Annotated in this window: 4 protein-coding genes; all 4 read left to right on the forward strand. The window is 42.0% G+C overall.

Features of this window, described 5'->3' with window-relative positions; translation table 11 throughout:
• Positions 1–255: 255 nt before the first annotated feature.
• The 4 genes from DC077_RS00005 (at position 256) to DC077_RS00020 (ending at position 20,640) form a co-directional block, all read left to right on the forward strand.
• Complete coding sequence (locus tag DC077_RS00005) at positions 256–810, forward strand: YiiD C-terminal domain-containing protein (RefSeq protein ID WP_109202380.1); 555 nt, start codon at positions 256–258, stop codon at positions 808–810.
• 337 nt (positions 811–1,147) lie between these two features.
• Positions 1,148–2,902: a glycerol-3-phosphate dehydrogenase/oxidase gene (locus tag DC077_RS00010; RefSeq protein ID WP_109217699.1), complete on the forward strand. Its 1,755-nt coding sequence runs from the start codon at positions 1,148–1,150 to the stop codon at positions 2,900–2,902.
• A 196-nt stretch (positions 2,903–3,098) separates the two neighbouring features.
• Positions 3,099–3,431: a YerC/YecD family TrpR-related protein gene (locus DC077_RS00015; RefSeq protein WP_109217700.1), complete on the forward strand. Its 333-nt coding sequence runs from the start codon at positions 3,099–3,101 to the stop codon at positions 3,429–3,431.
• A 703-nt stretch (positions 3,432–4,134) separates the two neighbouring features.
• Positions 4,135–20,640 carry an autotransporter outer membrane beta-barrel domain-containing protein gene (locus DC077_RS00020; protein WP_109217701.1) on the forward strand — a complete coding sequence of 5,502 codons (16,506 nt, stop codon included), beginning with the start codon at positions 4,135–4,137 and terminating at the stop codon, positions 20,638–20,640.
• Positions 20,641–21,228 lie beyond the last annotated feature (588 nt).

The following is a 21,228-nucleotide window of genomic DNA, read 5'->3' on the forward strand; positions in this document are numbered from 1 at the left end:
CCGGCGCATGATTTTTGGAAGAACGCGATAGTGAGATCCGGCAACGCGTCGGCCTCTCTTATTACAGTGAATCAATTATTTTGCTGGTGATAGAGATCGCCACTTGCCGGCGCGGGATTTTTGGAAGCGTGCAACAGTAAGATCCGGCAACGCATCGGCTTCTGTTTGTTATAATTTAATTCGCAGATTCAAATAGGAAGAACGATAAGGTCACTATTGTGCTTCATAAGAGAAGCTTGAGATTGAGGATTAACTATGGAAAAAGAGCAAGTTACATCATTGGTAGAGTTAGAGTCTAATGATTATAGAGATTCTAGTGGTTCTGCTAATTTACAAGAGAAGAGCGAAAGCGGTGATGAGGATATTTGCCACTATCTCTCTACATGGCTAGCAAAAGAGATCCCGATTAGTCAATCATTAGCATTAACACCGCTCTCATGGGAGCAGGGGAAGTTGATCTTTAAGGTACCATTGCAACCGAATCGAAATCATATGGGAACGGGTTTCGGTGGAAGTCTCTATACTGCATCGCTACTAGTTGCTTGGAGCTGGCTCCATCTTAAATTGAGAGAGTTAGGTGTTACGGAGGGGATCCATATTGTGATTCAAGATGCCCATATCCATTATCCGGCACCGATGAAAGCAGATGCATTAGCGATCTGTGAAGCCTCGAGCGAAGTAGCATGGAATCGTTTTGCGAAGATGTTTTCCCGTTATGGGAAAGGACGAATCTCCTTAGAGAGCCATCTTGAAAGTGAAGGGATTACAACAACTCAATTTAAGGGAGATTTTGTGGTCTATCGCGCCTAAATGGTCAGTAAATGATAAGTATATGATAAGTGAGTGATAAGAGGATTAGTTGTTTAGATCATATTATGGTGGCTATTTTCTTAAAGTATCCTCTAGAAAGTGTAAAATAGTGAGTCTAATTTTAGTCTTTATGAAAAAATGAAGCGGATAGCATCAACCCCTATAATCGGTATGAGTTATAAATTATGAGTTACATATTCATACCACCATATAACTAGATATCGTTTGATATCGCTTGATATCACTTAATATAACGGAGGTCGATTGAGGGTAGAGGGCACTAGTCGTGTTTTCATACCTTTCAATAGATCTCTATGACGAGAGAGAAGGAACCCTCATGACGCTTAATGCACGTGATCGACGACAAAATATTCAACTTTTAAAGCAGGAACATTATGATCTTATCATTATGGGAGGTGGTATCACCGGTGCCGGCATTGCGCTCGATGCTGCTTCAAGAGGCATGAAAGTGGCGTTGTTAGAGAGAGAGGATTTTGCCTCAGGTGCAAGTGGTCGCTCGACAAAGATGATTCATGGGGGTTTACGCTATCTTAAGAAACTGCAGCTTAAAAATGTTATGCAGACAGGGAAAGAGCGGGCCACGCTCTATGAAAATGCCCCTCATGTGATTGCGCGTGAGAAGATGTTGATTCCGCTCCATAAAGGGGGGAGCTTTGGTCGCCTTTCAACGTCGATTGGATTGAAAGTTTATGATTATCTTGCCGGTGTTCAGAAAGATGAGCGTCGTCAGATCTATCGCCGAGAGGAAGTTTTAAAGAGAATACCTCAACTGAAAGCGGAAGGATTACGCGGTGCTGCTGAGTATGTGGAGTATCGTACCGATGATGCTCGTTTAACTTTAGAAGTGATTAAGCGCGCTGTAGAGATGGGGGCTCACTGCTTTAACTATCTTGAAGCACAATCTTTCAATTATGATCCTCATGGTTATGTTGAGGCGGTGGTGGTGAAAGATCGAATGACACAAAACACCTATCTTGTTGAAGGAGATATTATCTTAAATGCAACGGGCGCTTGGGTCTATGATTTCTCGCCCGAAGCGATCGTCGATGGGATGGAGGTTCGTTATATTAAAGGGGCACATCTCGTCTTTGATCAGAGGGATCTCCCTTTGAAAGATGCACTCTATGTCGATACCGGTGATAGTAAACAGATGATCTGCGCGATTCCTCGCGGGGATAAGGTCTATGTTGGTGTGAGTAGCTCCCTTTATGATGGAAAACGAGAAGCGCCAACGGTTTCGACAACCGATCAATCTCGCCTTCTTACGGCAATCAATCAGTTATTGCCGACGCTCAATCTTACATCTGAGCAGATTGAATCCTCTTGGGCGGGAGTGACCTCGATTGTTATCGATAAGCATGATACGCGCAAGAAGGGACAAAAATCGCTATTAAAGAGCACCGGAGATGGATTGGTAACGGTTACAGCGGGTAAATTGACCGGTTATCGGGAATTAGCTGAATCAGTGGTTGATGAGATTGTGGCTAAATTGACCCATGAAAAGGGGAAACAATTTGGTGTTTGTCAGACGATGACGCTTCCAGTCTCCGGGGGAGATGTGGGGGGAAGTGCAGGATTGAATGCTTTTGTTGAGAAGGCCGTGACAAGTGGTGTTGCGGCAAATCTCACGGAAGATGAGGCACGAGAATTGGCAATGCGTTACGGGAGCAATGTGGATATTCTCTTCTCTATGGCAAGAACAGCCTCTCCCGAGGAGATGCAGGGATTACCGCTCTCACTCTACTTACAATTGCGTTATGCTTTAGAGTATGAATCGCTCTTAAGACCGAGTGATTTCTTTATTCGCCGAACGGGAATGCTCTACTTTAATATTGCTAAAATGATTCAATATCAAGTGGAAGTGGTTCGTTTTATGGCGCGTTATTTTTCCTGGAGTATTGAGCAGATTAAGCATTACAATAGTGAGCTTGAGATGGCACTCTATCAAGCGACACATCCCGTGGAGGATGATCGGGTTGTAAAATTGACGCAAAAAGAGCAAGATCTTGCCGCCTCGCCTGTGATTGAGGAGGTTGTAGAAGATCCCGCCAATCAAGATCGGGAAAAATAGAGGCGCTTTTTTTGTCGATTTATGTTTTGATATTAGCAACAATTATCAGCCATGAACGACCTTATTACACCTCTTCTATTTATGATGCGTCAAAGATATCATGGGTTGATGAAGTGGTGGGTGAAGACGGTAGGTTATTGCGCGTTGTACTGAAGAATAAAAATAATTTAGGTATCTATAGAGGTGAGGAAGCGTTATGAGTAAAGAACATCTGTCAGTGTTAGAGGAGCGTTTAGATGAGATCGATTTTGATAAATCGTTATGTAATGCCTTTTTAAAATTAAAAGATAGTGATGAGATATTGCTCTTTTTAAAAGATCTCTTAACGCCGAAAGAACTCAGTTCAGCCGTTGAACGTTGGAAAGTATGCCAACTTCTTGAGCGGGGAGATCTCTCTTATCGCGAAATTCATGCCTTAACTTCTGCGAGTTTAACGACGATTGGGCGAGTTGCGCGTTTTATTCATGAAGAGAAAAATCATGGTTATCGTCTAGTTTTAGAGCGCATGAGCGAAGAAGAGAAGATCTAAATTTTTCAGGAATTTTTTAATTCGTATTTTAATTCGTATTCTAACTCGTATTAATTTCTAATTAGTTCAAATATTTAATTAGTACTAATAGAGAAATAAAAAATAGGGAACAAATAGGAAATCATCAGCATAACCGGGCATTAGCTCGGTTTTTTTATGTCTATTGTTAGCAATATAAATTTTGCGTAATTTTATCTTCTTACTCTTTTTTAGAATGAATTTTAATTAGAAGAAATTGCTCGTTATTTTTTTCATTCAATAAGAAAGAATATTTTATAAAAAATAATAACTGTTGTTTATCATGATATTATGCCGATTAATAAAAAATATATATTGATTATCGGTAACTGATATAGATTGATGTTATCTTCACTTTAAGATTGATTAATTTTTACTATTTAATATTTATATTTATATGTCCTATTTTAAGTGTTATTTGTATCTGACAAAAAAAATAGGGCAAAAAATAGATTAAGTATTTACTTTCTTATTTCGGTTTTATTTTATTCAGTTTTTACTCTATTTTTTAATTCAATCAGATTATTAGCAGTTTTATAAAGATCTTTTTGAGGTCTTATTGAAGTTTTTATTAGCCATAAATTTCATTATTTTTTCTTCTGCTTTACATCAGCTTTTACACCATTTACTACTAATTTTAAGAAACTTTGATCGACTCAGTGATCGGAGAGGATGAGGTCAACTTATGAATAATATATTTAAAATTGTTTGGAGTCGTGCTTTAGAAACGTGGGTTGTAGCATCAGAACTCGCTCAAAGTAGAGGTTCGGGTACGCTTGCTAGTAGAAGTATGGAAGTTTCATCCTCTTCAAGCTCAAGAAAGGGGCGGTCGACATTAACGATTACACTGCTTGCCTTATTGAGTGCTGGCGTGCTTTCGGGGGCATCTGCTGAGAGCTTAAAAGATCTTCTCAATGCTGGGGGAACGACAGGAACTTCGAATGGTCGTGTTACTTACTACACCAACGATTCGATCGTGATGAAGGACCAGACTTACAACCTCTCCTTAACTTCAGCAGTTCCGGAAGAGCGGGAGCTAAGCTGGGAATATAATGGGGGCGCCTCAGGATCAACAGCTTTAACGCTTGATAATAGTACTCTCAATGTAGATGGACGTTTTATCACCTATGTTACTACAGGCACTACGCCAAAAGCGGGCACTTTTTATACTCGGGTCGATAATAAGAGTAATCTGAACTTTAATGAGTGGATCTATATTGGCGTTCCTGATATTAAAGCGGAGACTGAAACCAAGTTTGTGCTGAAAATTGATAATGGGAGCCAAGTATCGGGTCAAAATCTCTTTCTTGGAATTACAGGGGGGATTGAGCTCGATCGAGGGTCAGCTCTAAATGTCTCTACCACGAACTATTACAATGTGATAGGAACGCCTGAAGCCGAACTTACCCGAGATCATAAGGGGTATATCAAATTTACGAATGGTTCAGTTGTGAATATTGGGTCAGATACCGCGGCCTTAGCTGCCGGAGATAACTTAAGGCTGATTACAGATAAGAGTAGCACTTATAATTTACATAATGTCTATCTTTATGCCCGCACTTCTAATCCCGATTATAATGCCATTACCAATATTGGAGATGGAAAAACGAAGGCGCTTTTAAGACTTTTTACGCTTGATGCCTATGGATCAGTGGATCTCAATATTGCTGACAAAAGCGTTGTAGAGACGGCCGTTGATGGTGAGTTTATTAATGGATTGACCGGCAAAGGCCGACTTAATGTTAAAGCTAATAACATTTTCAATCGAGCGCAAGCTAATTTTGAGGGAAGTACGGAGATTGCAGAAGGAAAGAGTGCTTTAGTCTCGATCAATAATGCATTGGGTAAAGAAGCGAAAATTATCATCAAAAAAGATGCGACGATGACCTTTGTGGATGGCAAAGTGACGGAGTTACATAATGCCCTTGATTCTGTGGGACAAATCAATGTTGGGGCAAATAATGTCAAAGTCACCGGTAACCATTCAACTTTCACCGGAACTGTGAATGTAGCTCCCAAAAATGCGACTTGGAATATTGTGCAATCGGGTAATTATGATTTTCTCTACCAATTAAAGGGGGAAGGGAATGTTTTAGTGAGCGCCGGAGATGCGCAAAAAAATATTCACTTTAAGAATAAAACAGATCCTCAAGGATTTACCGGAACCTTTACAGTGAATCAAGGGATCTTAAATCTTGATCGATTAGCGCAAAATGCCTTAAAAAATGCCGATTTAACCCTTAAAGGCTCCTCTAGTACCGGGAAAGTATTAGATGATCTGACGGTTAAATCTCTCACAATGGATAATAGTACCTTAGCGGTCACGAATGATAGTAATAGTGAATTTAATCTTATTACAGCCACCGAAGGTATCACTCTGACGGGTAACAATAAGGTGGAGATTGCCAATAAAGATCTTTTAGGAAAAAGTTCGGCGATCAATAATATCAAACCGACAGGCACACTCCTTGATCAGCAGAATCAAGTGGTAACTGGTGAGATCTTTGCACTAGGTAAAACTGCAGGAGATCGAGATTCTATTGTACTAGTCGATAGCAGTGGCAATGCCATTACGAATGTTGTCAAAACTTCCAAGCCGATCTTAGGGCAAGAGGGTAAAGGGACTGCCTATTATGATTATAGTCGTTTAGTGGCAGATGATACCGGCATTCACGCAGGTTATGGTTTAACGGCGCTTTCAGCCAATAAAGGTCAATCGGTATCGATTAATAGTAGTGCTGCAAAGGAGCAAAAACTCTTTGTTAAACTGACCGGAGATGGTGGTTTTACCTATACTGGCAGTAAATTGATCACGGTAACAAATGGTGAGAATAATTATCTCGGGGATTCGATACTAAAGAGTGGTCAAGTACTACTTGGCGCGAATAACGCATTAGGAGAGCAGGGCGCGTTACTCTTGCAAGATCAGAGCAATTTAGACCTTGCTACATTTGCACAGAATGCGAGTTTTACCACGATCGATCAAAATTCAGTACTCAATCTTAATAGCGGGAATTTAACGCTGACTGCTAATCAGGCGAGTCTGATTGAGGGACAATTAGAGGGTGGAAAAGATTCGAGTTTAAATCTAAATCAAGGTGCTTTAACCGTTAATTCGAGTAACAATACGTTAGAAGCAGAAATTAATTTAGGCTCAAAAGCTACCGCAACGCTTGCTAAAACCGATGGTTTAGGAAAAGGAGATATCAATCTTACAGGTAGTAATAAGATAGCAATCAATGGCGCCGGCGATTTTGCTAATCGTGTGCAAGGGGACAGCTCTAATCAACTCAATATTAATGGTGCAGATGGTGCGGTCACATTAACTGCGGATAATAGTAAGTATGCCGGTGAACTCAACATTGCCGACAAAGCAGAAGTAAATGTCAAAGCCCTAAATAATCTAGGAACGGGGATTCTTGGCGTTGCAGGTATCTTACAATTCAATAGTGGTGTCAATGGTGATCTTAATAATGCCTTTAAAGGTGCCGGTAAGATCGTTTTGACTGATAATCAACTAGCGATTAAAGGGGATCATACAGGCTTTACCGGTACGGCAAGAATAGGTGAAAAAGCCACTTGGAGCGTTACCCAAGCGGGTGATTACGATATCAATTATGCGCTCTCGGGTAATGGAACGGCGACGGTGAATGCCGGTGGGATGATTGCGCTTAAAAATGCCGGAGATCAATCTTTTACCGGAACTTTTGATGTGACTAAAGGGCAGTTACAGCTTGATCAAACCGGTTTCGATCTTCTCACGAATGCCTCTTTAGGGTTAAAAGGGGGGCAGGCGAATTTGATGCTTGATGGGCAGAAGGTTAAAAATCTGACATTGAATACAGGTGCTCTCTATCTTGCCCCTTTTGATCAAGCGGGAACACGTTTAAATCATCTTACTGTGGATGGCACTATTAAGTTAGTGGGGCAAGATAACTTTATCAAAGTCGATTCTGCAAAATCAGTGGAGAAGCATGATATTGATTGGGGCTCGAGTTTTGTTGGAAAACCCTCTTTTATTGATCAGCAATATGGTGTCATTGGTGAAACCCTTGTTTATGGCAAGGTTGATAAAACAGAAGGTACGATCTTCCTTGCTGATAAAGATGGGAATTATATTCGCTCGGAAGATGTTGCACTCAGTGATCGAGAGATTCAAGCGGGAAGTGGTAAAGCCTCCTACGGTTTTAATGGTTTGTTGCCCAATGAGGAAGGCATTCATCTCAACTATGGTTTAGCGGTTTTAGATGCTTATCAAGGCAAAAATATTGAAGTATTAACGACAACGGAAAATACAGAAGCTGATCATAATATCCTACGGGCAAAATTGACCGGAGAGGGCGGATTTGTCTTTAAAGGGGACAAAGCAATTGTTATTGATGGCTTTGATAATGATTATAAAGGGGATACGAAGGTTTACGGCCACGTAACTGCTAAGAGCGATAATGTCTTTGGTAAACAGGGGGGCTTGTATATTGAGCCAATAAGCAAAGATGCTGAAAATACCTCTGCTGGTATCTTTGATTTAGGAAGTTATCAGCAGCAGGTAAGTTTTTTTATCATCGATTCAGATGGGCTATTAAATCTTAATAAAGGAACATTGATAGTTAATGCTCAAGATGAGAGATCTATAGTTTATGGTGATATTAGAGGAGAAGAGGGCTCTAAACTTATTTTTGAATATGGTGGGTTTAATGTAAAGTCGAGAAATGAGCCGCTCAAAAGTGATATCTATTTAACCAATAATGCTTCGATATCTCTCATTTATGCTGAAGGCTTAGGAAGTGCAAAGGTTCATTTAGGCTCAGTCGATGAAGAAAAAGGTAATAATATTATTCGCTTACATAATGGTGGGCAATTTGTTACCCAGTTATTGGGGGATGAAAGTAATACGTTTGTTATATTATCCTCAAAGATAGATAATCCTGTTGTTTTAGCTTCAGATAATAGTCAATTTTCTGGATTAATCGTCATTGCTAAAAATGCTTATGCAACTGCTAATGAATTAGAAAATGTTGGTAAAGGTATTCTTCAGGCTAATGGTGTTCTTACCTTGAATAAAGGGATGTCTGGAGTGCTCAGTAATGGGCTACAAGGATCGGGTAATATTATACTCAATGGTAGCAATCTGGAAGGAGTAGGCAAGCACGATAAATTTACAGGTCTGCTCAATCTCGCTGAGAATGCTACTTGGTCCGTGACCGATCGATCGGGGGATTACAATATCAACTATGGATTGGCCGGCAACGGAACTATGAATGTGGGTGCAGAACAAAATATTCTCCTCAATAACGAAAATAAGAATCAGAGCTACACCGGTAATTTCAATGTTCATCAAGGCAATTTAGTGCTCAATACCACAGCAGGTTATGCGCTGAAAACGGGTAATGTCCATCTATTAGCCGGCACAAAAGGAACGGTTGAGAATGACTTAATCGTGGGTTCTTTAGAACTTGATAAGAGTACTTTGAAAGTCACCGCAACAGATGGCAAGTTTAATCTTCTCACCGCAACGAATGGTATTGTTCTCGAAGGAGACACGAAAGTTGAGATCGATAATAAAGATCTCTTAGGTAATGCAGAGATTGATACTGATAAAGGATTATTAGATCAACAAAATATCGCCAATCTCGGTGAACTCTTTGCCAAAGGAAAAACCTCAGGGGATAAAAAATTGATTACCCTGATCGATGCGGATGGTAATGAGATTACCGAAGTGAAGGATATTCATATTCAGCTCAAAGGGCAGGAAATTGCCGGCGATGGCATCTATGATTATACGGGATTAGTCGCCGATGAGATCGGTATTCACGCAGGTTATGGACTCAAAGCGCTCTCGGCAAATAGTGGGCAGTCAATCAAAATCGATAGCACAGGGGCAGATGAGCAGAAACTTTTTGTGAAGCTTACCGGCGAAGGGGGCTTTACCTATACCGGCGATAAAGCGATCACAGTTACTGGCGAAAATAATGATTACCTAGGAGATTCCACTTTTGCCGAGGGTCAAGTCGCGCTCGGTGCAGATAATGCGCTCGGTCAGCAAGGTGCATTAATCTTTACCGGTATTAGCAGTCTTGATTTAAGCAAGTTTTCCCAAGTAGCTGATAGTGTAACGCAAAATGAAGAGTCGACAATCAATCTCAATAGTGGTCACTTAACCTTGACTGATCAGCAAGATTCTACTTTTGAAGGCGCTTTAAGCGGAACAGATCAATCTTCCCTCACCGTTGAGAAGGGCGCGTTAAATGTTACATCGAGTAATGCAGAGCTAGCCTCAAAGGTTCATTTAGGTTCTCACGTGATTGCCAATTTAGCGAAAGCAGATGCGCTTGGAAAAGGGAAGATCCATTTAGCTGAAAATAGCGTTATTAATGTCAATGGCAGTGGTAACTTTGCGAATGAGTTAATGGGCGATAGCAGTGCTGCGCTCAATATTCAAGGAACAGATAGTGATGTGACCTTATTAGGTGATAATAGTGCCTATTCTGGAACGCTCGATATTGCCGAAAATGCTAAAGCGAATGTGACGAATCTTAATAACTTAGGGGAAGCACTCTTAGGGATCGATGGTACTTTACATTTCAATGAAGGTGTCAATGGGGAGTTGCGTAATGCTTTTGCAGGAACCGGTGCAATTATCTTGACGAATAATCAGATTAAGATGCTCGGCGCAAAGGATGATACTGATTTTACCGGCTTACTCTCTTTAGGGGATGATGCGCACTTAAGTGTGGAAAAATCGGGCTTTTATCGCATTAACTACGATCTTTTAGGAACCGGTACGATCGGTATTACCGCGGATAGTACGATCAATTTTATGCCAGCAGATGGTCGAAATCCGCAAGCTTTCAACGGAACCTTCAATGTCCATAATGGTGCGTTACAACTCAATCAGAAAGCGTTTGAGGCCTTAACAACGGCAAATCTTGGTCTACTGGGCGGCGAAGCACATTTGACCGTTTCCGATCAATCGGTCAAAAACCTGACGATGAAAGAGGGGACGATCTATCTCACTGATCCCGATAAACCTGCCCATAATAATCATCTCAAAGTGACGGAAACAATCATTTTAGAAGGCGATAAGAACTATATCGGTGTTAATAAAGAATCACTTGAGAAGAAAGAGGTTGAGGCGAATGAGATTATTGCCGGGAATCCTTCATTCTTAGATCAACAATTTGGCGGAAAAGGGGAGGTTTTACTCTCATCCGGTAATGATATTGTGGTTAAAGACAATAGTGGTGCGATTAACCAAGACTTTGAAGCGATCTTCCTTACAGATCTCAATAAGGAATTGATTACTGGAAAAGATTTAGAGCACAGCACAGGGAGTCTTCAAGATGGCGCGGGAATAGGTTACTACGGCTTTAATGGTCTTCGTACGGAAGGAAAAGAGATCTATCTCAGCTATGGCTTAGATGAAATTGATGCGCAGGAAGATAGGGCCGTATTGATCACTTCTAATAATGATGAGATCAAAACTGAGAGTCGCGATCTACGAATTCGCCTAACAGGAGAGGGTGGATTTACCTTTACCGGCGATGCACCGATTACGCTATCAGGTAACTTAAATACCTATAGCGGTAATACGATTCTTGATAATACCAACATAACCGCAGGGATGGATCAAGTCTTTGGGGTTGGTGGTAACCTTGATCTTAATGGGGAATCTACCTTTGATCTTGGAAACTTTAGACAGCAGATTGATACGCTAAAGATTGACAAGGACTCGACCTTAAATCTCAATAATGGAGCATTACATTTAGTGAAGAATGAGGCTTCAGAGATTATAGGAACAATTAAAGGATCAGAAGATTCCAAACTTCATATTAAGCAAGGCATCGTAAATGTTCAGAGTTCTAATGCAGATTTAGAAACGACGATTGATCTTGATAATAAAGTGACGCTCAATCTTGCACAGGCAGATAGTTTAGGTCGTGGCGATATCGTTATGAATTCTACAGAGCTTGAAGCGGGGAATAATACCATTAACCTTAATGCCGGTGGCCAGTTTGCCAATCAACTCACCGGTGATGCTTCTAATAACTTTAATATTAAAGCGAACACTGAAGGAAAAGCTGTCGAATTAACAGCTGATAACAGTGGTTATGCAGGAAGCATCAATATTGCTGAAAAAGCAGAAGCAGAGGTGAATGTACTCAATAACTTAGGTTCTGGTTTAATCGATATTGCCGGAGGTTTAACCTTTAAGAGTGGCGCCTCTGGAAATTTTGATAATCAGTTTAAAGGGGGTGGCTCCATCACCTTAACCGATAATCTCTTAACGGTGAATGGCAATCATCATGCATTTAATGGAATATTAAACTTAGGTGAAACCGCCAATTGGACTATTGCGCGTCACGAAGATTATCGTGCCAATTATCAGCTTGCCGGCAATGGTTCGATGACCGTAGCGGTAGAAAGTGGGGATGTTAAAAACCTTGCCAATATTCAATTCACAAATAAAAATAAGAGTGATTTTGGTGGTCATCTCTATGTGAAAAATGGCAATCTGCAATTAGATGATGGTGCGCAAAATGCACTTGAAGCAGGGAATCTCCACTTCTCTAATGGCAGTCAAGGAACGGTTTTACAAGATATTACTGTCGGTTCGCTCGAGCTTGTTAACAGTACCCTAAAGGTGACCGACCAAGATGGGAAGTTCAATATTCTTACCGCAAGCAATGGGATTGCGCTCAAAGGAGATACGAAAGTTGAGATCGATAATAAAGATCTCTTAGGTAAAGGCCAAGCGATTGAAGAGATTAAGCCAAAAGGTACACTCCTTGATCAGCAAAATCAGCTCACTTTAGGGGAGACATTTGCGCGTGGTAAAACCTCCGGCGATCGTGACTCAATCACTTTAGTGGATAGCGAGGGGAATGTCGTGAGCGATATCTTCGATGTCAAAAAAGCGATTGTCGGGCAGGAAGAAAATGGGGTTGCAATCTACGATTACAGTAAGCTTGTCGCCGATGATACAGGTATTCACGCCGGCTATGGTTTAGCAGCACTCTCTGCTAATGCCGATAAAGTGGTGACAATTGATAGTGAGGATTCAACGGAAACAACGCTCTCGGTGAAGCTCACAGGTGAAGGTGGCTTTACTTATACTGGCGATCAAGCGATTACCGTAACAGGTCAGCAGAATGATTACCAAGGTGCTTCAACAATTGAGCAGGGATCTGTGAATCTCGGTGCTGACAATGCACTCGGTAAAAAAGGCGCATTGGTTCTCACTGGCGGCGCTCTTAATCTTGCGGGCTTTGCGCAACGTGCCGATCACTTAACAGCGGATGAAAAATCGAAGCTTGATCTTGCAGGTGGCACGCTATCATTGACGAATGGGGTTAACACCATTGCCGGGGAGGTTGCCGGAGATAGTAGCGCAACACTCAATGTGGAGCAAGGTTCACTTACGGTGAGTTCAAATAATGCTGATCTCTCCGCTGAAATCAATCTCGGTGAAAAGGTAACTGCAACATTAGAGAGCGCTGATGGGCTAGGTAAAGGCGATATTCATCTCGCTGGAGCAAATAAAATTGACATCAATGGTGGTGGCGATTTTGCCAATAACCTTACCGGGGAGAATGTCGATAATGCCTTGAATCTCAATACAGGAGCGGTCAATCTCTTAGGCAATAATAGTGCTTATGCTGGAGCTATTAACATTGGGAAAGAAGCACAAGCAAATGTCAATCGTCTGCGTAATCTTGGAACAGGATTAGTGGATATTGCAGGAAAGCTCAATTTTGCTAATTCAACGGTAAGTGGCGATTTCAATAATGCCTTTACTGGCACGGGTGAGATTAAGCTCAATGGCAATACGCTCAATGTGACCGGCGAGCATGATGGCTTCGGCGGGATTCTCAACCTTGCTGAAGGATCTACATGGTCAGTGACGGATCGAGAAGGAGGTTACAATATCAACTATGGTCTTACCGGTAAGGGGACAATCAATGTTGGCACTAAAGGTGCGATTGCCCTTAAGAAAGAGCATGTTGATAATTTTGTAGGCGATTTTAATGTCAAACAAGGAGATTTAGTCTTAGACAATAACGGGTTATCGACCCTTGAAAAAGCATCACTTGGCTTGATTGGCGGTTCTGCAACCTTAATGGAAGATGGGCAATCATTGAAAAATCTCATCTTTGATCAAGGAGCAATGACGCTTAATACTGTCACTGATGAGGAGCGTTTCAATCATCTGACAGTCACAGATACTATCTCATTGAGAGGAGATCAGAATAAGATCCAAGTCGATCCAGCGATCATTCCGGTTCATGATAAGGATTTGGGGAATGTCGATCAGAAGATCTCTTTCCTCGATCAGCAGTTTGGTGAGACAGGCGAGACGCTTATTTCAGGTAACGTCGCTGTTTATGATCATACAGGCGCACTCAGCTCCGACTTTGAAGCGATCTTTTTAGCGGATAAAGAAGGGAAACTGATCGAGTCGAAAGATGTGGGGCAAAGCACTGCCTTGATTCAGAATGGTGAAGGGAGAGCTTATTACGGCTTTAATGGTCTAAAAACCGATGATAAGGGAATCCATCTCAACTATGGATTAGATGAGTTAGAGGCATTTTCAGGACATAATATTGTTGTCTTATCAGACACCTCTAATGTTGAGACTGAAAGTCGAGATCTGCGTGTCCATTTAACGGGAGAAGGGGGATTCATTTTCAAAGGTGACCAAGCTATTACCCTCTCTGGTGTTGAGAATGATTACACAGGGAATACATTGATTGATGGTGCCTCCATTACTGCGGGAATGGATCAAGTTTTTGGGATTCAAGGCAATCTTACCCTTGAAGGGAATTCTCAATTCGATCTTGGTCAATTCAATCAACAGGTTGATACTCTAATGATAGAGGAGTCTTCTCTGTTGAATCTGAAGAGAGGGACATTCACCTTGGATGACAATGAAGTATCAACAGTTAATGGGTTGTTGCAAGGAGTGGCGGAATCTAAGCTTAATATTACTCAAGGCATCGTCAATATCAATTCGAGAAATAGCGGACTTCAGAGTGCTGTTAATTTAGGAAATGACGTTATTATCAATCTAGCAGAGGCTGATGGTTTGGGCTCAAGCATCATTGCGCTCAATCAAGGCAGTAATACCATTAACCTTAATGGAGGCGGTCAATTTGCCAACCAACTCACCGGTGATGCTTCTAATAACTTTAATATTAAAGCGAACACTGAAGGAAAAGCTGTCGAATTAACAGCTGATAACAGCGGTTATGCAGGAAGCATCAATATTGCTGAAAAAGCAGAAGCAGAGGTGAATGCACTTAATAACTTAGGGACAGGTTTGCTCGGTGTTGCTGGTAAATTAGCCTTCAATAGTGAGGCTTCAGGTGATCTTAACAATGCTTTTGCCGGCGCAGGTACCATTGCACTCAATGGCAATACGCTCAATGTGACAGGTAAACATGATGGGTTTACAGGTCTCCTTGAGCTGATGGAGGGTTCTACCTGGTCAGTGACGGGTCGCTCGGGGGATTATAATATCAATTATGCGCTTGCGGGCAGTGGCACCATGAATGTGGGTGCCGAGCAAAATATTTTACTTAATAACAAGAATGAGAATCAGACATATAGCGGTAATTTCAATGTTCACCAAGGAAATTTAGTACTCAATACCACAGCAGGTTATGCGCTTAAAACGGGGAATGTGCATCTCTTAGCCGGAACAAAAGGAACAGTTGAGACTGACATTACGGTGGGCTCACTTGAGCTTGATCAGAGCACTCTCAAAGTGACGGCAACCGATGGTAAATTCAATCTGTTGACGGCGACGAATGGAATTGCCCTTAAAGGCGATACGCAGGTGCAGATCGATAGCATATCTCAACTTGGTCATGCCGAGATTGAAAGTGATAAAAATGTGCTCGATCAACAAAATATCGCTAATCTCGGTGAGCTCTTCGCTAAAGGAGAAACATCAGGGGATCAAACATCCATCACCTTGATTGATGCCGAGGGGAATGCGATTACAGAAGTGAATAATGTTCATATTGCCCTCAATGGACAGGAAACTGCCGGCGATGGGATCTATGATTATACGGGATTAGTCGCCGATGAGATCGGTATTCACGCAGGTTATGGACTCAAAGCGCTCTTGGCAAATAAGGATCAGTCAGTCAAAATCGATAGCACAGGGGCAGACGAGCAGAATCTCTTTGTGAAGCTCACTGGTGAAGGAGGCTTTACCTATACCGGCGATCAAGCGATTACCATTACAGGACAGCAAAATGATTACCAAGGTGCTTCAACAATTGAGCAGGGATCTGTGAATCTCGGTGCTGACAATGCCCTAGGTGAAAAAGGGGCATTGGTTCTCACTGGCGGCGCTCTTAATCTTGCGGGCTTTACGCAACGTGCGGATCAGTTAACAGTTGATGAAAAATCAATGCTTGATCTGGCAGGTGGCACGCTGTCATTGACGAAGGGTGACAATACTATTGCCGGGAAGATTGCCGGAGATGGTAGCTCAACACTCAATGTGGAAAAAGGATCTCTCAAAGTCGATTCAAGGAATGCTGATCTCTCAGCAGCTATCAACTTGGGGAGTGAAGTTGCGGCAACCTTAGCAAATGCTGATGGACTAGGTAAAGGCGATATTCATCTCGCCGGAGCAAATGAAATTGATATCAATGGTGGAGGGAACTTTGCTAATAACCTTACCGGGGAAGATGTCGATAATACATTGAATCTCAATACAGGAGAGATCAATCTCTTAGGCAATAATAGTGAATATGCCGGCAGCATCAATATTGCCGAGAAAGCACAAGCAAATGTCAATCGTCTGCGTAATCTTGGAACAGGATTAGTGGATATTGCAGGAAAGCTCAATTTTGCTAACTCAACGGTAAGTGGCGATTTCAATAATGCCTTTACTGGCACGGGTGAGATTAAGCTCAATGGCAATACGCTCAATGTGACCGGCAAACATGATGGGTTTACAGGTCTTCTCAATCTGATGGAAGATTCGACCTGGTCAGTGACGAATCAACAAGGGGATTACAATATCAACTATGGCGTGACCGGCGGTGGCACCATGCGTGTGAGTGCGGCAGGAAAGATTGCATTTACCCAAGATTTGACGCAAAAACCGCAGAAGAATTTCACTGGTTATTTTGATGTCACCAAAGGAGATCTCGCTTTAGACGATAAGGGTCTATCGGTTCTTGAAAATGCCTCATTAGCACTGAAAGGCGGTTCTGCGACCTTAATGGAAGATGGGCAATCGCTGAAAAATCTCACCTTTGATCAAGGAGCAATGACGCTTAATACTGTCACTGACGAGGAGCGTTTCAATCATCTGACAGTCACAGATACTATCTCATTGAAAGGAGATCAGAATAAGATCCAAGTCGATCCAGCGATCATTCCGGTTCATGATAAGGATTTAGGGAATGTCGATCAGAAGATCTCTTTCCTCGATCAGCAGTTTGGTGAGACAGGCGAGACGCTCATTTCAGGTAACGTCGCCGTTTATGATAATACCGGTGCGCTCAACTCCGATTTTGAAGCGATCTTTTTAGCAGATAAAGATGGGAAACTGATCGAGTCGAAAGATGTAGGGCAAAGCACTGCCTTGATTCAGAATGATGCCGGTAGAGCCTATTATGGTTTTAATGGGTTGCGGACTGATGACAAAGGAATTTATCTTAATTATGGGCTTGATGAAATTGAGGCTTTTGAAGGACGAATTGTTACTGTTAAATCAGATAGAACAAATGTGACCCAAGGAAGCCGAGATTTACGGGTGGAGCTGGTTGGAAAAGGGGGCTTTACCTTTACTGGTGATGAGGCGATTACTCTTTCTGGTAACCTTAATACCTATACCGGTGACACGCTTCTTGATAATACTCAAATTACAGCGGGGATGGATCAAGTCTTTGGGATTGGCGGAGATCTCACGCTGAAAGATCAATCTAAATTTAATCTCGGCACCTTTAATCAACAGATTGATTCTCTACAAGTAGCAGGAGCCTCTACGTTAGATCTACAAAAGGGGAATTTATCGCTGATGAACAACGGGAATTCGACCATTGATGGTGCTCTGTTGGGGGAGGAGGGCTCTCAGCTTAATATCAATCAAGGGATTGTGAATGTTAATTCAAGCAATAGCGGACTTCAGAGTGCTGTTAATTTAGGAAATGACGTTATTATCAATCTTGCAGAGGCTGATGGTTTGGGCTCAAGCACTATTGCGCTCAATCAAGGCAGTAATACCATTAACCTTAATGGAGGCGGTCAATTTGCCAACCAACTCACCGGCGATGCTTCTAATCAATTGAATATTAATGTCAATGAAGGAAAAGTAGCGGTTGATTTAATAGCAGACAATAGCGGTTATTCGGGAAGTATCAATATTGCCGAAAAGGCAGAAGCACAGGTCAATGCACTCAATAACTTAGGCTCTGGTTTGATTGGAATTGCCGGTAATCTTGCGTTCAACTCTAAGGCTTCTGGTGATTTTAATAATCAGTTTAAAGGTACGGGTGAGATTACACTTCATGGCAATACGCTCAATGTTCTCGGTAATCACGAAGGATTCACAGGCTTACTCAATCTGACCGAAGATTCTATCTGGTCGGTGAGCGATCGTTCTGGGAATTACAATATCAACTATGGCGTGACCGGCGGTGGCACCATGCGTGTGAGTGCGGCAGGAAAGATTGCATTTACCCAAGATTTGACGCAAAAACCGCAGAAGAATTTCACTGGTTATTTTGATGTCACCAAAGGAGATCTCGCTTTAGACGATAAGGGTCTATCGGTTCTTGAAAATGCCTCATTAGCGCTGAAAGGCGGTTCTGCGACCTTAATGGAAGATGGGCAATCGCTGAAAAATCTCACCTTTGATCAAGGAGCAATGACGCTTAATACTGTCACTGATGAGGAGCGTTTCAATCATCTGACAGTCACAGATACTATCTCATTGAGAGGAGATCAGAATAAGATCCAAGTCGATCCAGCGATCATTCCGGTTCATGATAAAGATTTAGGTAATGTAGATCAGAAGATCTCTTTCCTCGATCAACAATTTGGCGAAAAAGGAGAGACCTTAATTTCTGGTCAAGTGATCGTCCAAGATAATAATGGTGTGGTCAATCCCGATTTTGAAGCGATCTTCTTAGCAGATAAAGATGGGAAGTTGATCGAATCGAAAGATGTGGGTCAAAGTACCGCGCTTATTCAGAACGATGCCGGCAAAGCCTATTATGGTTTTAATGGTTTAAAGACCGATGAGCATGGAATTCATCTCAATTATGGGCTTGATGAGCTTGAAGCATTTAAGGATAAGAATATTGTTGTTTTATCGGACACCTCAAATGTGAATACTGATGCTCGAGATCTGCGAGTAGAACTTGTTGGTGAAGGTGGATTTATCTTTAAGGGCAGTGAAGCAATCACGCTATCAGGGAATGAGAATAGCTATACCGGCAATACATTGATTGATGGAACATCGATCACTGCAGGTATGAATCATGTCTTTGGACAAGCGGGGAATCTCACAATCTCGAATAAAGGGGCCTTTGATCTCAGTGAGAAGAAGCAGATTGTTGATACACTTGCGATTGAAGAGGGATCAACACTCGATATTCGTCGTGGGGAACTCACTGTCCGTGAAAGTAGTACTCTGAAGGGAGGAACCCTTTTAGGCGCAGCAGGTACCTTTATCTTTGCAGGTAAAAGCGGGGATGAAGAGTTGACGATTGAAGGCATTCATAATGTCGGTGTCGATACGACTCTCCAAAATGGGCGCATGAATATCACTAAAGATGCCATCTATGGAAATGGTAACGGCACTGTAACTGTTGAGAATAGCGGTGTTCTCGGCGGCTATGGTTCTCTGAAAGGGAATCTCCTATTACAAGGTGAGTTAAATGTGGGAAGCACCATGTCACGCACTGTGGGTGAAGCACTCGGTAACTTTACGGTCAATGGTAACTTTAAAGCGGAGAAAGGGAGCCTGATTCGTATCGCAAGTGATGGTAAAGAGGCGGGTCGCTTAATTATTGCCGGTAATGCGGAAGGTGAGAGTCAGCTGCAAGTCAATGATATGCAGGGGCAGGATCTGATCCAACTTGCAGATGGAACGAAGAAGGTGGAAGTGGTGACGATCGGAGGGGATCTCAATACCTTAGAGCTCACCCAGAAAGGTCGTGCCGTTCGTGGAGCTTTTGATTACCGCTTAGAGAAGGGGGGCGATGGCAACTGGTGGTTAGTGGCAAAATCGGGTAATGATGGAGGAAATGGTGATAAACCTGTTTATCGACCAGAAACAGCTGCTTATACGGGAGGATTGGATGTGGCAAACCGACTCTTCACCCATCAGTTGGCAGATCGAAACTATCTTGACCCATCAAGTCGTCTCTGGACCATTATGGGCGGTGATTTTGGGAAGTTTTATGATGATGGAAAACATAATCGAACCACAATCGACAGCTTCCGCATGATGCTCGGGGGTGATATTGTGCAGACTCAGATCGAAGAGATGCCGGTCAAAGTTGGACTCTTTGCCGCATATGGTCATAGCTCGATTAAAAGCCGTCAAGCAGCAACAGGACTTTCGGCAAAAGGGCGCAGTAATGGATTTGGCCTCGGTCTTTACGCCACATTAGGGGATAAGGTGACAGAAGGTCTCTATCTTGATGGCTCGATACAATATGTTCACTTTAGAAATAAGATTTCTGGAGATGAGCTTGTTGAAGAGACCATGAAGACTAAAGGCTTGATCACTTCTCTTGAAGGAGGTTATACCTGGCAATTGGCGGAATCTTTCTATCTGCAACCTCAGGCGCAAATTACCTGGATGGGCGCGAAGATGGATAGCCTGACAGATCACTACGGCACCCATATCTCAGGTAGTAAAAATAATATTGAGACCCGCCTAGGTGCGCGACTCTTTATGGAGAAGACGTTAGAGAGCGGCCATCATGTGACCCCTTATCTTGAGCTTAACTACTACCATAATTCTAAACCTTTCTACACCTACTTTGATGAGACGAAGATTGAGCAGAAAGGGACACGGAATGTGGGGGAGATGAAGCTTGGATTTGAGGGTAAAGTGGAAAAAGATCTCAATATCTGGGGTGAAGTGGGCTACCGTAAGGGTTCAAATAGCTACCACAACACAACGATCTCCGTTGGGCTTCGTTACGATTTCTAATGAAGATCGGAAAGAGATCGGAAGATTTGTGATTGATCGTTACTTAATTGTTACTTGATTGTTACTTGATCGTCACTAAGAGTCGATCACCAGAAGTCGTCTAAAGGCGTAATGATCTTTAGTAAGAGAGAGGAGCCGGTAGTGATGCTATCGGCTCTTTTTTATGAGTGAATGTGGTCGATTGTCATTAATTGCCATTCTATTGCCATTAATTGCCATTAATTTCGATTAATGCATTAATGCATTAATGCATTAATGCATTAATGCAATTGTTGCGTCTGTTAGGATTGTTACGATTGATTCTATGATTGGCGAGGATTGATCGTGATTGAAAATAGAGGAAAAAGATTGACACTATTTAGGAATTGTAATACTGTATCACCACAGTAGTACAGAGAAGTGAAGATTAAGCTTAGAACACTCAAAAGAACACTCAAAAAAACCCTTAATAAGAAGATTCGAAAGAAGATTCAAAAAATTTAAGCTTAAGCAAAGATCTTTAAGCTACTTGACAATATAAAAGCAGTACTAAAGCCGTTTTAAAAGAAGCATTAAAGTTTCAAAAACGGAGGCAAAATAATCATTAGG

Source organism: Ignatzschineria cameli (assembly GCF_003121895.1).
Lineage (GTDB): Bacteria > Pseudomonadota > Gammaproteobacteria > Cardiobacteriales > Wohlfahrtiimonadaceae > Ignatzschineria > Ignatzschineria cameli.